The 14,283-nt window shown below is 58.1% G+C and carries 14 protein-coding genes; 1 reads left to right on the top strand and 13 read right to left on the bottom strand.

Annotated elements, in window-relative coordinates:
• Window positions 1–7 precede the first annotated feature (7 nt).
• The 13 genes from BDO18943_RS38115 to BDO18943_RS38055 all read right to left on the bottom strand — a co-directional run bounded on the left by BDO18943_RS38115 (window position 8) and on the right by BDO18943_RS38055 (window position 12,864).
• A complete protein-coding gene (locus BDO18943_RS38115; RefSeq protein WP_235996295.1) occupies window positions 8–292 on the bottom strand; it encodes a hypothetical protein in 285 nt (94 codons plus the stop codon).
• A gap of 57 nt (window positions 293–349) precedes the next feature.
• Complete coding sequence (locus BDO18943_RS38110; protein ID WP_025647489.1) at window positions 350–1,450, bottom strand: DUF3150 domain-containing protein; 1,101 nt, start codon at window positions 1,448–1,450, stop codon at window positions 350–352.
• A 212-nt stretch (window positions 1,451–1,662) separates the two neighbouring features.
• Window positions 1,663–2,991: a hypothetical protein gene (locus BDO18943_RS38105; RefSeq protein WP_025496630.1), complete on the bottom strand. Its 1,329-nt coding sequence runs from the start codon at window positions 2,989–2,991 to the stop codon at window positions 1,663–1,665.
• Between the two features lie 421 nt (window positions 2,992–3,412).
• A complete protein-coding gene (locus BDO18943_RS38100) occupies window positions 3,413–3,847 on the bottom strand; it encodes a hypothetical protein (RefSeq protein ID WP_025496629.1) in 435 nt (144 codons plus the stop codon).
• Window positions 3,848–3,932: 85 nt separating this feature from the next.
• Complete coding sequence (locus tag BDO18943_RS38095) at window positions 3,933–5,006, bottom strand: ribonucleotide-diphosphate reductase subunit beta (protein WP_025496628.1); 1,074 nt, start codon at window positions 5,004–5,006, stop codon at window positions 3,933–3,935.
• A gap of 80 nt (window positions 5,007–5,086) precedes the next feature.
• Window positions 5,087–7,927 carry a ribonucleoside-diphosphate reductase subunit alpha gene (locus BDO18943_RS38090; protein WP_025647488.1) on the bottom strand — a complete coding sequence of 947 codons (2,841 nt, stop codon included), beginning with the start codon at window positions 7,925–7,927 and terminating at the stop codon, window positions 5,087–5,089.
• Between the two features lie 401 nt (window positions 7,928–8,328).
• Window positions 8,329–8,556: a hypothetical protein gene (locus BDO18943_RS38085; protein WP_025496786.1), complete on the bottom strand. Its 228-nt coding sequence runs from the start codon at window positions 8,554–8,556 to the stop codon at window positions 8,329–8,331.
• Window positions 8,557–8,668: 112 nt separating this feature from the next.
• The gene (locus tag BDO18943_RS38080) at window positions 8,669–9,142 is read right to left on the bottom strand and encodes a single-stranded DNA-binding protein (RefSeq protein WP_025584639.1); all 474 of its coding nucleotides are present in this window, start codon (window positions 9,140–9,142) and stop codon (window positions 8,669–8,671) included.
• A 16-nt stretch (window positions 9,143–9,158) separates the two neighbouring features.
• On the bottom strand, window positions 9,159–10,187 hold the full coding sequence (locus BDO18943_RS38075) for a hypothetical protein (protein ID WP_025496728.1): 1,029 nt from the start codon (window positions 10,185–10,187) through the stop codon (window positions 9,159–9,161).
• A gap of 10 nt (window positions 10,188–10,197) precedes the next feature.
• Window positions 10,198–10,803, bottom strand: coding sequence for a hypothetical protein (locus tag BDO18943_RS38070; RefSeq protein ID WP_025496729.1), 606 nt, complete (start codon window positions 10,801–10,803; stop codon window positions 10,198–10,200).
• Window positions 10,804–10,805: 2 nt separating this feature from the next.
• The gene (locus BDO18943_RS38065; RefSeq protein ID WP_025496730.1) at window positions 10,806–11,921 is read right to left on the bottom strand and encodes an AAA family ATPase; all 1,116 of its coding nucleotides are present in this window, start codon (window positions 11,919–11,921) and stop codon (window positions 10,806–10,808) included.
• A 59-nt stretch (window positions 11,922–11,980) separates the two neighbouring features.
• Entirely contained in the window at window positions 11,981–12,604 is a 624-nt protein-coding gene (locus tag BDO18943_RS38060) for a hypothetical protein (RefSeq protein ID WP_025647485.1), read from the bottom strand.
• Window positions 12,601–12,864: a hypothetical protein gene (locus tag BDO18943_RS38055; RefSeq protein ID WP_025647484.1), complete on the bottom strand. Its 264-nt coding sequence runs from the start codon at window positions 12,862–12,864 to the stop codon at window positions 12,601–12,603. Before BDO18943_RS38055 ends, BDO18943_RS38060 begins: the two co-directional genes overlap by 4 nt.
• A gap of 675 nt (window positions 12,865–13,539) precedes the next feature.
• Between BDO18943_RS38055 and BDO18943_RS38050 the strand changes: the two genes are divergently transcribed.
• A complete protein-coding gene (locus tag BDO18943_RS38050) occupies window positions 13,540–14,283 on the top strand; it encodes a hypothetical protein (RefSeq protein WP_025647483.1) in 744 nt (247 codons plus the stop codon).

Here is a 14,283-nt window from a genome sequence, read left to right as displayed (position 1 = left end):
ATAACCCTTAGTCCTGCTTCACAGGGTGGGGGAATTTGCGCGACCATAAGTGGGGGAGTTTCAACTGACCGTCCGGGAAGTCGGTATGAACGATATGCCCCGCCCCTTCGTGGAGAACAAAACCGAGACCGAGGACTCGAGCCTTTTCCACTTCGATTGGAAGATCGGGAAGCACGATCTCGCTGGGATTCGCGTAGGCTCGATTGCCGCCTATGCGCACCTTCAGACCACACTTCTCCGCAAGCAGCCTGGCCGCGATCGGCAAGGCGCCTTTCAGCGTATTGATGTTCATGCGATTCCTTCGAGAAAGAATCGCCCCCGAAGGGGCGATTGTTACGCCCCTTCGGGTTTAGATCCCGAAGCCTGTCGCCATGCCCGGTTGGGGCGGCAAAGGCAACGGCATCGACGGAACTGCCGGGCCAGGACGGCCGACAGGTGCTGGCGAACCAGCGCTCACAACAGGCTGCATGGGTGCAGCCATCGGCACAGCGACCGGCGGTGCATCCCCCTCTTCGTCCGCCGCACCGAAGCGCGGACCGACGGCGAGGTTGAACGTCGCTGCGACGTCACCCGACTCAAGACACTGCTGGCCAAACGCGCGCATACGCTCCGGTCGTTTGAGGATCCCCGTCAGCCCCCAAAGGGTCGTCAGATGGATGCCCTCGATCTTGCCCTTCTCCGGCAGCAACTTAATGCTGTAGTCGATGGTCTCGATGATCGGACGTACACACGGGTCGAGGAAGGCGAGGCCCTCCATCTTCTCGCGAATCGCCTGCAGCGCGTTCTTGCAACGCTGCGTGACATATTCCCGAGCCTGGCCGTTCTTCTGGCCGCCGAACGACAGGGTGCGTTCTTCAAACGCCGCCGCTTCCTGTGCAATCTCTCGGAAGAGCGTCCCCGCCAGCCCCTGCTCGGCTTGCTTCAGGCCGCCCGACAGTTGGTCGAAATCTTCTTCCGACTCGCCGACGGAGCGAACCTTGAACGCCTGCCAGCGGAATCCCAGAGCACCTTCGACGTACGCCTTTTCGGGCGCTTCGTCTTTGATGATATGGGCCCATTCCTGGTTTTGCGGGGCGTTCTGCCACTCGAGGATCAGACGGTCGTAGTTCGATACGAGATGGTTACGCTCCTTCTCATATTCGACTGCGATTGCATCGAGATCATCTGCGACCAGCTTTGCCTTCCCGGCCGGGATGGCATAGCCACCGAGGAAGCGCACTCCGCGGCTTTCACAAGCCTTTTGCGCGCGCTTTTTGAGCTTGTCGAACACCTTGAGGTATTCGCTGTCGATGACCTTCTTGCTACCCAGCGACGCAAGGTCACCATGCGGCAGATCTTCGACTTCGCCGATATCGGTCGTTTTCAGCTTGCGCCGGCCGGACCAGATATGGGCTTCGATACTGAAACAGAGAACCCTTTCGAGGGTTCGGACTTCGTTTTGGTGCGACATGGAGATCTCCTGGAAACCCCGAAGACTCCATGCCCCCTACCGGGCATGAAATCCCCGGTAGGGTTGACAAACGAATGGCTGACTTAGATAGGTGTGCCAGCTACCCTTTCTGCGCTACGCGCAAAAAACCTCTTTGCAAACGCCTCGCTTTGCAAAGAAGTCTCGCGACTAAATGGGCCGGCCAAGCCCATATGCACGGCCGCCGTACGCTATCAGCGTACAGACACGCCCCAGAGGCCTCCCTGTTGACACCGCGCAGCGAGTTTCCCCACCTGCTCAGCGCCCCAGTTGTCCGGTACCAGTACCTCTGCAAGGTACTTCGTGCCGAAGGCTTCCGAAATCGCAGTATGCCATTGCAACTGCTGGCCGACCCCCTCCGCGGTTCGCACCGCATCGATACATCCGTCCGACGTCAGTCCGACGGCTTGCGCAGATACCGGACGGTCCGCAACCAGGGCCCACCCGAAAATCTGCACGTTCCTGAGTCCATACATGCGGACGCGCTCCGCCACTTCTGGCGACAGCAGTTCCGACATGGGTCCGGCATCGAATTCCACGCAATCGAACCATGCCGAAGCACCATGTTCCTGTGCGAGATCGCACGAGGCGTCATAGGCTTCATCACGGATCATCCCAGCCACCTGTACAAGCGCCGCGTTGGCTTTATCCGCAACCCCTGCACTCCCAAGCTTCTGGAGTGCCGAGGCAATGCCCGAGATTCCGATGGCGATGCGTCGGGCCTCACCGGATCGCTCCAGGTTCCCGCCGATCGCATGAACGTCGTGCATCGCGTCAAGATCGCGAACCGCCAGGCGGACGTGCTCCTTGAGCCGCCTGTCGTCGAGCTGGGTGTTCTTGCCAGGAATTTCCACGAGATAATCACACAGGTTCAATACGATCCCCGTGACCGCCTCGCTCGCGCCGACAAACTCCGAATCCGTTCCGAAGATGCCGCCGCAACCATCCCGAACCACTGAACTCTCGTCGAAAAATACTCCGCTGACCCCCGTCCCGAGAGACTCAAATGCGATCAGCGACTGCGCGACTACCGCGCTTGATCCGCGCCGGCCGTTGCCGACACGAACATACGTTTCCGCGGTTCCCAACGATGCCGCGTCAGCAAGATGATTCTCGCTGATCACGACCATCGGAAACGAACCATCCAACAGGGTGCCCCGTCGCGACGACTCATAGAGCCGTCCGATCGAGTGCAGAAGCAACCCGCGGGAGGAATCGATGGAAATCGTCTCATCCGTGGATGTCACTGGCGCCGACGTATCGACGAGCAGCGGCAAACCCTCGTGTCCGGCCATCACGACATCGGCCAGGACATCATATGCAGAACTCTCGCTTGAAGTAGCCAGACTGATTGCCAGTCTTGGGCTCAGACATGGGTCCGAGGCGCGCTCTTCTTCGGACGCGCGACGGGCCAACGCAGGAAAGGCGGAACGGGGTTGGGGAAGCCCATCAGCAATGCTGGGGAGCCCCCGCCCCGTTTGCACCATGATCTGGGTATCAGACACCTGGGGTTGGACGTTCATGTTGATCTCCTTGTCGAACGTGAACCCCGGAATCGGGGCCCCCCAGAACGTTGAGAATCGCTCTGGGGGGCCTCGAAACCAAGAACACTCGAAAGGAGAATTGCCTATCCAGAACGGAAAGGCAGGACGTGAGGGATAAACCCTGAGGCCTGGGGAGTCCAGATCAAACGCAGGACGGGCATACCAGGCAGCCCTTCTGTGCCGGAGCACAAAAAACTTCACAAGCATCCAACTCATGCATGCTTGTGACGTCTCAGGAAGGGAAAAGTGCCGATTTCCGGCTCAGGCTAGTATCGACCCCCAGCTAGGTAGCTAAATTATAGTACAGGTGAATTCTTGACGGAAAATTTTCGCGGCCATGTGGAAAGACCCTGCCGCGCAGGGTCTCGGGTCACACGGGATGTCAAATAGGTAACCACTTTTACGTTCCCGACGGCTGATGCTTCAGGAGTTGCCTCCCTCGAGCCTCGAGCCAGGAATCGACCTTCTTCGCACCCCAGTACAACATTGCCATCGCGAGCATGACTACCACGATGATGGCAATCTGGGAGCTCTCCCCCTGGATTTCAAACTCCGTTTCCAGAAAGGGCTTCCCGACTTCAAGAAGCAGGGCAATAACGAAGAAGAACAGTGCGTCCAGGAACACGTCCTTACCCAACTTCTTGCTGGAACCCTTTTCCAGAGCCTTCTCACGAAGACCTTGTGCTTCGGATTCCAATTCCCCGATTCGTTTGCGAGCCAGCTTCAGCTCGGTTCTCGTCGATTCAAGGTGACATCTGGCATTGGCCTCGCGAGCCTTTGCCTGCTCCACGCGAACTGCCCGTGGATTCTTGCTTTTACTGCGGTTGTGTTTCATAGACTTCTCCATTAAAAAAATGGCACCCGGAAACCCGGGTGCCGCACGTAGTCACTGCTGCTGGCAACGCCAGCGACCGCAACCATCAATCCCAGCTGAGAGCGCCGCCCGTCTGGTACTCGATCACTCGAGTCTCAAAGAAGTTGCGCTCTTTCCGCAAATCGAGCATTTCGCTCATCCACGGAAACGGGTTCGTCTCGCCCTCGAAATCCGCGTTGAGACCGATCTGCGTCTTTCGCCGGTTGGCAATGAATCGCAGATACCCTTTGAACAGATCGGCATTCAGACCGAGGACGCCGCGAGGCATGGTGTCCTCCGCGTACTGATATTCGAGGCGTACAGCTTCCTTGAATACCTCGTCCACCTTCTGCTTGAAAGATTCCGTCCACAGGTGCGGATTCTCCAGCTTGATCGCATTGATCAGGTCGATACCAAAATTGCAGTGCATCGACTCATCCCGGAGGATGTACTGGTACTGCTCCGCCGCACCCGTCATCTTGTTCTGCCGGCCCAACGACAGGATCTGCGTAAAGCCGACATAGAAGAACAGGCCTTCCATCAGACATGCGAAAACGATCAAGCTCAAAAGCAGCTTCTGATCGTTCTCGACCGTTCCCGTCGTAAACGACGGATCGGTCAAGGTCTCGATGAACGGGATCAGGAAATCGTCTTTTGCCTTGATCGAAGCAACTTCTCGATAGGCATTGAAGACCTCCCCTTCGTCCAGTCCAAGGGACTCCACGATGTATTGGTAGGCGTGCGTGTGCACGGCCTCCTCAAACGCCTGCCGAAGCAGGAACTGGCGACATTCCGGTGCGGTAATGTGCCGGTAGGTACCGAGCACAATGTTGTTCGCAGCCAGCGAGTCGGCAGTCGTGAAGAACCCCAGATTCCGGGTGATGATCCGACGTTCGTCGGCCGTCAAGCCGTTCGGGTCTTTCCACAGCGCAATGTCCCGCGCCATGTTGATCTCCTGCGGCATCCAGTGGTTCGCGCAACCGGCCAGATACTTTTCCCAGGCCCATTTGTACTTGAACGGTACGAGCTGGTTCACATCGGTCTTGCCGTTGATGATCCTCTTGTCAGCAGCATCGACACGACCGGTGGCGCCACCTGCATGCGCGTGAGCAACCGCGCTGAAGGATGAAGATATTTCCATCTCAAACTCCAAAACGAGAAGAGGCAGGACAGCCCGACGGCCGTCCTGCGATTAAGACATCACGAGTCCACCAGCAATTTTCACTGGCAGGCCTCGCACTCGTCGAAGCCCGGATCGCCTGGACGCATCGTGCAAGCCGGACCGTCCGCTTCCAGAGCCGGTTCCGCGGTGACCTGCGGAGCAACAGCGGCCGGAGCCGACGGGGTAACCGCGTTGAGCGTTCCCGATGTCACGGTCGACTTTTCCACGGACGTGGCCGCCATCGTGCGCAGGTAGTAGGTCGTTTTCAGACCGCGAACCCACGCCAGCTTGTAGACCTCGTCCAGCTTCTTGCCCGACGCGCCGGCGATGTAGATGTTCAGCGACTGAGCTTGGTCGATCCACTTCTGCCGGCGGGCAGCTCCCTCCACGAGCCACTTCGGGTCGATCTCGAACGCCGTTGCGTAGCGCGCCTTGATCTCCTCCGGAATGCGGTCGATGCGCTGAACAGACCCGTCGTAATACTTCAGGTCGGCCAGCATCAACTCGTCCCAGATGCCGAGCTTCTTCAGATCGGCAATCAGGTACTCGTTGACCAGAGTGAACTCCCCGGACAGGTTGGACTTCACGTACAGGTTCTGAAACTGCGGCTCGATACACGCCGACACCCCCACGATGTTCGAGATCGTCGCCGTCGGCGCGATCGCGATACAGTTGGAGTTGCGCATGCCTTGCTTCAGGATCTTCTCCCGCAGGCCGTCCCAGTCCATCGTGATGCTCTGATCGACTTCGAGGTACTGCTCGCCACGAGCTTCGGACAACAACTTCAGCGAGTCGAACGGCAGGACACCCTTCGACCACAGCGACCCCTTGAAACTGGAGTAGGCGCCGCGCTCCACTGCCAGATCCGACGAAGCCTCATAGGCGTAATACGCCAGAGCCTCCATCGAACGGTCTGAGAACTCGACCGCCGCTTCGCTGCCGAAAGGGATGCCGAGGATATACAGCGCATCCTGGTGTCCCATCAGGCCCAGACCCACCGGACGGTGCTTCAGGTTCGCCGCACGAGCCTTCGCCACCGCGTAGTAGTTCATGTCGATCACGTTGTCGAGCATCCGCATCGCAATGCGGACGGTACGACGCAATTTCTCGTGATCGATCTGGCCATCCTTGACGTGGTTGACCAGGTTGACCGAGCCCAGGTTGCAGACGGCAATTTCCACGTCGCTCGTGTTCAGCGTGATTTCGGTGCACAGGTTGGAGCTATGCACCACGCCAACATGTTGCTGCGGGGAACGGATGTTGCACGGGTCCTTGAACGTGATCCACGGATGACCGGTTTCGAACAGCATGCCGAGCATCTTTCGCCACAGTTCAACGGCCGGACGTCGCTTGTACAACTTGATAACGCCGGCATCCGCCTGCGCCTCGTACTGCACGTAGCGCTCCTCGAACTTTGCGCCATACAGATCGTGAAGATCCGGCACGTCGTTCGGCGAGAACAGCGTCCAGTCGCTGCCTTCCATCACGCGCTTCATGAACAGGTCGGGAATCCAATTCGCCGTATTCATGTCGTGCGTACGGCGACGATCGTCCCCGGTGTTCTTGCGCAGATCCAGAAACTCCTCGATATCGAGGTGCCACGATTCCAGATAGGCACAGACTGCACCCTTGCGCTTCCCACCCTGGTTGACGGCCACAGCAGTGTCGTTGACCACCTTGAGGAACGGGACGACACCTTGCGACTTGCCATTGGTACCCTTGATCCAGGCGCCCATGGCTCGGACGTTCGTCCAGTCGTTGCCCAGACCGCCGGCGAACTTCGACAGCAGAGCGTTTTCCTTCAGACCGTCGTAGATCCCTTCGAGATCGTCCGATATGGTCGTCAGGTAGCAGCTCGACAGCTGCGACCGGCGCGAGCCCGTGTTGAAGAGCGTCGGTGTGCTCGACATGTAGTCGAACGTAGACAGCACTTCGTAGAACTCGATCGCACGCGTTTCGCGCTCGATTTCGCCCCGGGCCAGACCCATCGCCACACGCATCAGGAACGCTTGCGGCAGTTCAATGCGACGCTCGTTGACGTGCAGCAGATAGCGGTCGTACAGCGTTTGCATGCCGAGATAGTCGAGAAGCCCATCGCGCTCCGGCCGGATTGCCGAAGCAAGACGGCCGAGATCGAACCCCTTGGACATATCCTCGGTCAGCAGCTCGGCTTTGACGCCATCCTCGATACCGCGGATGAACGCCTCGCCGTAGCCTGCCGCTACCTCGTCCAACGTCACCGGCTTGCCGAAAACGTCTTGGCCAAGCTGGAACGCAAGCACGAGCCGAGCGGCCGCTTTTGCGTGTTGCGGCTCGACCTCGATCTTCGTCCGCGCCGAAAGAACCAGCGCATTCTCGATCTCGGTCTCCTTCGCCTCGTTGTAGAGGTTCCGGACTGCTTCGTCGAACAGGTCCTTTGCAGACACGCTCTCGAGCCCAAACACCACGGACTCTACGATCGCAATCCAGAAGGCTGCATCGAACGGCACCACTGCACCGTCACGCTGGCGATACGACTTGATGTGATCGTACTGACCCATCGTCGGCGCCGGTGTGCGCTTCTGCGCAGCCATTTCGCGGTAAAGCACATACCCGCGTGCGACTTCATGCTCACCGCTACGCATGAGCGAGAGTTCCACCTGATCCTGAATGTCCTCGATGCGGAAAGCAGCGCTCTCCCCACGACGATTCAGTGCAGCACAGACGGCGTTGGTCAATTCCTCGACCTTCACACGCTGCGCGGCACTCAGGGATGACACACCGGCGCGATACAGATTGCCGTGTGCGTCGTACAGGAATGCCTTGGCGATCGCGCTTGCGATCTTCGCTCTGTCGAACGGTACGGTCTCACCATTACGGCGGATGACCATGTGTGCACCAATCAGATCTTCGCGTTTCATTTCATACTCCTACTGTAAAAGTTGTTACCCAGGTGAGAAGGCGCGAGGCCCAGTTAAACGGCCTCGCATCGAGATCGCTTAAGTGGATCCCGAATCAAGTGGGTGACAAGAATTCGGCAGGAAACTTTCCCAACGGGAAAGAGAATCCCCGCCGGGTTAAAGAACGTCGACCTCGACGATCGACAACAAATGAAAAGGACCGAAATCCCCGAAGCAGGTGATGCTTCAAAGCGATAGTCACCTACGTGACCGTGGCTAAATCCGTCAGCTCGGGAGCGAACATCGCTCAATAAAACCGGTTACTTCCCGAAGCGGATCCACTGGATCGGCTTGGGGAAGTCCGCTCTTTCGAGCGGGCTTCGGTTTGAGTGCGGCACACGCACCACACACAGAACATGCGGTCAATCCAGCACCGCGGCGACGAAGACGCTGTTCGTGGAAACGAACTGGTCGGGATCGACGGACTCGTTTTCCACCACCAGACCGATACCGTCGAACGCGACCTTCTTCACCATCGACTTGCCGTCGGCGTTGACCGTCACATCGCACGCGAACGTATTGCGCATGACCTGCTCGTTCTTGATGAATTCGACCAGTTCAGCGCCCGTCTTCACACGTTGAGTATTCATGTCCATCTCCGTCAAATTGAATTGTCGTAGGCGGACACGTCCCCCGGTTGGGGGACGTGCCCCCTTCCGGGAAAAACTCAGTTTCAAATCGATTCAGATAGCGACCAAACCTTCAAAAGGCGGGACCACCATCTTCATCGCCGTAGCCACCCGCATATGACGGACCTTCGTCACGGGATTGCTCGTTGCCACCTTGCTGCTGACCGTTACCTCGCGAACCTGCGTGCCCGTTGGACTGTTGGCGAACCAACTCGCCCTTCTTGGCAATCAGCTCCATGGACTGAACGTACATCTCCACCACCTTAAATTTCTGCCCGTTCTTCTCGTAGTTACGAGGTTTTACGCGGCAGGTGATGTTGACAACGTCGCCCCTCTGGTACTTCTCAGCCACCTTCTCAGCAAAGTCGCCGACCACAACGCAGTCGTGCCACTCCGCGACCTCCACCCATCTGCCCGCCTTCTTGTCGAAGTAGTCATCGTTCGAACAGAGCGAGAACTTCGCTACCGGCGTACCTGACGGAAGGAACCGTACTTCCGGGTCCTTGCCGATCCGGCCGTGAATAAAACAGACGTTCGTATTGCGCATACGGTTTCCTTTACTTTCAAAGCTTCACGACGTTGTAGGCGTTCTTCCAAGCCTTCCGCCCGTCCGGCTCTCTCCACTCGATACGACCGAGGTGTTCGATCCGCACGCGACTTCCAACCTCCGCACCACAATCGGCGATCGCACGCTCGAGGTCCGTGCCATAGACCGGCAGCGCATTACCGTGCAACTCATCAGCTTCGATGGTCACGCAGTACTGCTCGATCTGCTTGTCATCGATCTTGCGAGGCTTGACCCCGATCTCGACGATTTCGCCCGTGTACACCTTGGACGGACGGCTACGTTTCTGCTTCTTTTCCACGGCTTCCTTGAACGAGCTCGGCATGATTGCAACATCGCCGTCCTCTTTCTTGGATCGCTTTGCTGACTTTTCCGAAGAATCATCGGCATTACGTTTCGTGGAATCCTGTTCTTTCGATTCCGACTTCGGGCCCGACGCAGCAACAGGATCCGAAGAACCCGACGCTACGACTCGCAGCTTCACCTCATGCTCCCCGCGCAACAGTTTGTTCACCTGTGCAACGGTCGCCTTGAGGATCGACTCGATCTCGGACATACCCGAATACGAGATCTCCTCCAGTTCGCGGCGCTCGAAGCCGAGACGCTCGGAAAGGGTGCGGTCATAGATCTTCACCAGCCTCTTGACCTTACCGCCCGGGTAGAACCAAAACAGAACCGCCCCGAACCCCCTCTCGAACGTGATTGTCCGAGTGAAAGCAGCCGTGACCGGCCCTCTCGATACCGCAACGGTGGACAAGGACTTCGTCGCCTCCACCTTTTGAAGGTTCGACGTCTCTGCCGGCTTGACCGATGCGACTTCCTCCGCCCCCACTTCCGATACATCTTTTTTGCGGGAAGACTTCGCATACCGCAGGACGGCACGCGCCAACCATGCAACACCAAGGGTCGTACGGTGCAGCGCAACGTAAGCCAGTTTGAACACGAGTTCAACCGCGTCAAACACTAAGTCAACCAGCGACTCGGAAATAGTCTGCCGCTTCCGTGCCGTGCTAGCTTGCTGAGACATATCAACCTCTCTAGAAATTGACCAACGACCTCCCCACCGTAAAAACCGTTGGAGTGGTAATCAGTCCAGCTTTGACAGATGTTCCGTGGTGCTCCCCCATCAGGAAGTCGCGTCCAAAGAACGACATCATCTCTTTCCCACCACGATGGATGGGTACTTCATCGAGATCTTCACCCGTGCTATCCGGCTTCGCTACCTGAATGCCCAGACGCATCGCTGCGCCGAGTATTCCGATTACGGTTTGCGCGTTTGCACGTGTCCCTACAACGGTGACACCTTCGTAGGTTTCGACAAAACTCCACTCGGGATCGCTCCCGACGTATTCCGCCACCATGTCGCGGAACGTGGAATCGATCGAGCCGTTGACGACCACCAGCAGATCCGAGGCCTGTTCCTGTTCGACACAGCCCTCGTTCAACGATCGCTCACCGATCAACTCGAACCCAATGGACTCGAGCTGACTCTGAAGCGCTGACAACGTCGCCGAAGCCACGTCCTCCCCCTTCAGTTGGCCACCGGTAACGCCGACGAAAATGCGTGTCGTGTTGTCGGTGGCCATCGGTACAGCGATGTCGATCCCGTCAGAAATCTTGCGATACAACTGGACGGGAATCATGGTCAGGCACCTGCGGGTTGCATCGTGTGCAGGTTGTCTTTGCTGGACTTGTAGTCACCGCCGCCGAACGTCTGCGTCACGAGCTCGTGCACTGCAACGCGGACTTCATCCGAACAGGAAAGCGACCAGGCGCGCTCCAGTCCGTAATGCATCGGTGACTCGACCAAACTGCCCTGCGTCGAAGCACTCATCGCCTTCGAGACCCAACGGCGCAAAACGCGCGTCGAGATCGTCTTGTCGAGTGCCCCCGAATCGTCGGTCACGCCCGCGTACAACTTGCGGACCTGATTCGCGACGGAAACGAACTTTTCAGCGAGGACATGGGCCGGCAACGACGGCTGATACGGTGCAATCATCTCCGTGATCAACTGGACTTCGATGTCCTGCGGGAGATACCCGAACCAGCTGAACTCGAAGCGCTCGTCATTCGCGTTGTCCTGCGTATGACGTCCTTGCACCAGCCCTTTGTCGTCTTTCGGGTTGCAGGTCGCGTAGACGCGAAACCCGTGACGCGGAACAACCAGTTCGCCGGTTTCGGGAACAAGGTACGGCCGTCCCTCCAAGAGGAGGTTCAACCCGGTCATTTCGCCCGGATCGATGACGTTGTACTCGTCGATGAGAACCGACATGCCGAGGCGTGCGGCCATGAGCACGGGCCCGTCGACCCACGAAACCCCGCCGTCCTTGTTCGGGACGAGGCGGCCAATCAGGTGATAGGCCTGGGTTCGCGGATTGGCGGACATACTCAGCAGCGGAAGATTCAGGGAAGCGTGAAACTGCTGGACGCCCATCGTCTTGCCGGTGCCGGGATGGCCCATTGCACAGAAGGCGTTGCCGCCCGCCATGTAGAAGTGAAGCAGATCGCGTAGGTTGTCGATCGGCCACTTGTACGTCGGATCCTTTGCCGGAGTGAACACCGAAGGTTCGCTCAGACCGAGGATCTTTGCACCACGCATGCGTTCGATGCCGAAGCACGCGAACCCATCGAAGTGAACCCATTGCGGGCTCGCCTGCTGTTCAACAGGTGCCGCAGCAGCAGCGGCCGGCGCGGGTTCCTGCGAAGCCTTTTTGCGGGACTTCGTCGGAGCCGCGGCAGCTTGAGTTGCTTGGGTCGTCATGGAATTCTCCAAAAAAATTTGGAGACTCCAGCCCTCTCGGGGACTGGAGCCCCCAGGGCTTAACTATTCAGAATCTGCGACTTCCTCGCGCGGATCTGTTCCCTGAGTTCATCAGGGTTCAGGCCGGCAACTCGGCAGCAGGTGACGAAGGTGAACGGGATCTCGCTCTGATAGAGCTTGACCCGCATCCGACGCTTCTCAACGACTTCGGTTTTCTGACCGTCGACGATCTCCTCCTTGGCTTCAGAAAGAAACTGGTCACGGTATCCCATGAAGTTAGGCTTCAACACCCAGTCAAGGATGTCTTGCTTCTCTTCCAGGTTACCGCGCATCGACAGCAGCTCGATTGAACGCTCGAGAAGCAAAGCGTGGAGCCACTCGACCCCCTCTTCACTCCACTCCTCTCCCGCACAATCTCCCCCGACGACACCAACGACCGGGACCGCCACTTCGCTTTCGCTCACCTCGAAAATCTCGGCAAACGAATCACGAAGCAGTGGCATATCCAGGTCATCGAATCCTTCGGGGATCGAGCGAACCTTCGTCTTGCTTAGGGCGTAGGCAGACTGCCTGGCCTTTTTTTCGCGTGCCGCCTGATCCGCCTTCGCTTCCCGAACGAACTGCTCATGTTCGGGAATAAAGAAGAACGTACCCTGGACAGGCACCATCTCGATTGAGTTCATGACCCGCTCTCCTTATCGGTGAACAGATCCCCACCATCTCTCAGCGCCTGAACGATATCCGTAATCCCACGGTTATCTTTCTTGACGCTAAGGTAGTGATGCTGCCCGTGATCTTTTTTCTCCCGGTGGAAAATGAGACATCCACGGGGATTCGACAGCTCCCAGACCGTGAAAAACCGATCCCGGGTGATGTCGTCGACCTCGACGCGTGACTCGACACGAGAATTGCCTTGCAGACGAGAGACTTCCGTCCAGTTCATAGGCTTCTCCATCACAGAGACGCGAGAAGCCCATCCCCTTTGCGGAAATGAGATTCCCGCAAGGGTTGAAAACGCAGCGCGAAGCTACGCCAGGCGATGCCTGAGACAGATTGGCTGGAAGACCAGCTATGCCGGGAAACCCCGGACTCACCCCCTGACACGACAACGGACAGAGGGCATTTCAACGACGTCTAACAGCTACGTCGCGCGAAATACTGGCTTTGGAATAGACAATGGAGGAGATGAGAAAGCGTATCAACGCCTATTCGAAAGCCCCCGGGAACCACCCCGGGGGCGAGTACTTCTGGCAGTGCTTGAGGCACTCCCGGGTCCGCAGGACCCTTTTACAAAGCGATTTGGCAGTTTCCTGCCAGGAACCGACCGTCGTCAGTCCGCAACAAGGGGGCTCGAGATGAGTACCAGCTCCAGCTGCTGGGCACCGATTCTCTACCGGCGCGGAGTCGATTCTGTACTGGCCTACGGGAAATTGCAAGCAAATTCCTGACAAGAAATGCGCCCACCATTTGACTATCCGGTGCGATCCGGCCCTACCGGCCATCCGAATAGCACCCGCCCGCAGCGTGGAAAGACCGGCCTCTTAGATCACGTTTCAGCGTTGTTACAGCAAAGTCCGAGAATTAACCTACGCTGACCCACTTCCTATGAGGAAATATTATGACCACCGCGGAAAGCGTCAACCTCCTGCGCCCGTCCGTGACCATGCAGGTCGCGGAATTCGCCCGGGAGACCTTCGGCCGCCAAATGCGCGGCGCGCTGGAAAAGGAGCCGGTCGAATTCGGATCGAGCATCGTCCAGTCATTCGTGCGGCGTGACTACACGCTCCTGAACAAGAACCTGCACTTCGCGATCGACGCGCCGCGTACGCTGCCGCGATACGACTCGACCACCTGCGACGAAGTCGACGAGTTGTTCCGCAAGAAGATCGGCGAATCGATCACCTACGTCAACAACCTGAAACAGCAACTCTGGCAATTGTTCCAGGCCAACGCCGTCGACCCGAAGGCCGAATTCCCAAGCGTTCTGCGGCAGGATCTGTTCTACGTCTCGCCGCACGCGAAGAACTACATCAAGCTGCTCCGCATCGCCGACGAGTACTTGCTGCTGCTCTGGTCCGCGTACCTGAACGGCCTCGTCTCGGCCCGCGATCGCCACGGCGAAGAGCTCAAGGTGCGCAAGCGCATCCGCTCCATCACGAACCTCGCTCGTGACGTCAAGTTCCAGACGTACAAGAAGTTCAACGCGTGGCAGGCGAACGAGCAGACCCGCACCGGCTCCACGACGGCCGGCGCCGCGCCCGTTCAAGCAGCTGCTGCGCAAGTCGAACCGGCTGCGGCGACCAAGGACGCTGCTTCGACCGAGTCGGCGCCGTCCGACGAAGCTCACGCGCAGGCGGCTTAA

Origin of the sequence: Burkholderia aenigmatica (assembly GCF_902499175.1) — a bacterium.
GTDB lineage: Bacteria > Pseudomonadota > Gammaproteobacteria > Burkholderiales > Burkholderiaceae > Burkholderia > Burkholderia aenigmatica.
Note: the sequence above shows the minus strand (reverse complement) of the source record. Positions and strands in the feature narration are given on the sequence as shown.

What these genes read in the sequence shown, in the direction of transcription:
- BDO18943_RS38065 (WP_025496730.1), bottom strand. Translation starts at nt 11,921, where the DNA reads ATGACGACCCAAGCAACTCAAGCTGCCGCGGCTCCGACGAAGTCCCGC.
- BDO18943_RS38095 (WP_025496628.1), bottom strand. Translation starts at nt 5,006, where the DNA reads ATGGAAATATCTTCATCCTTCAGCGCGGTTGCTCACGCGCATGCAGGT.
- BDO18943_RS38060 (WP_025647485.1), bottom strand. Translation starts at nt 12,604, where the DNA reads ATGAACTCAATCGAGATGGTGCCTGTCCAGGGTACGTTCTTCTTTATT.
- BDO18943_RS38070 (WP_025496729.1), bottom strand. Translation starts at nt 10,803, where the DNA reads ATGATTCCCGTCCAGTTGTATCGCAAGATTTCTGACGGGATCGACATC.
- BDO18943_RS38110 (WP_025647489.1), bottom strand. Translation starts at nt 1,450, where the DNA reads ATGTCGCACCAAAACGAAGTCCGAACCCTCGAAAGGGTTCTCTGTTTC.
- BDO18943_RS38100 (WP_025496629.1), bottom strand. Translation starts at nt 3,847, where the DNA reads ATGAAACACAACCGCAGTAAAAGCAAGAATCCACGGGCAGTTCGCGTG.
- BDO18943_RS38105 (WP_025496630.1), bottom strand. Translation starts at nt 2,991, where the DNA reads ATGAACGTCCAACCCCAGGTGTCTGATACCCAGATCATGGTGCAAACG.
- BDO18943_RS38090 (WP_025647488.1), bottom strand. Translation starts at nt 7,927, where the DNA reads ATGAAACGCGAAGATCTGATTGGTGCACACATGGTCATCCGCCGTAAT.
- BDO18943_RS38085 (WP_025496786.1), bottom strand. Translation starts at nt 8,556, where the DNA reads ATGAATACTCAACGTGTGAAGACGGGCGCTGAACTGGTCGAATTCATC.
- BDO18943_RS38050 (WP_025647483.1), top strand. Translation starts at nt 13,540, where the DNA reads ATGACCACCGCGGAAAGCGTCAACCTCCTGCGCCCGTCCGTGACCATG.
- BDO18943_RS38080 (WP_025584639.1), bottom strand. Translation starts at nt 9,142, where the DNA reads ATGCGCAATACGAACGTCTGTTTTATTCACGGCCGGATCGGCAAGGAC.
- BDO18943_RS38075 (WP_025496728.1), bottom strand. Translation starts at nt 10,187, where the DNA reads ATGTCTCAGCAAGCTAGCACGGCACGGAAGCGGCAGACTATTTCCGAG.
- BDO18943_RS38055 (WP_025647484.1), bottom strand. Translation starts at nt 12,864, where the DNA reads ATGAACTGGACGGAAGTCTCTCGTCTGCAAGGCAATTCTCGTGTCGAG.
- BDO18943_RS38115 (WP_235996295.1), bottom strand. Translation starts at nt 292, where the DNA reads ATGAACATCAATACGCTGAAAGGCGCCTTGCCGATCGCGGCCAGGCTG.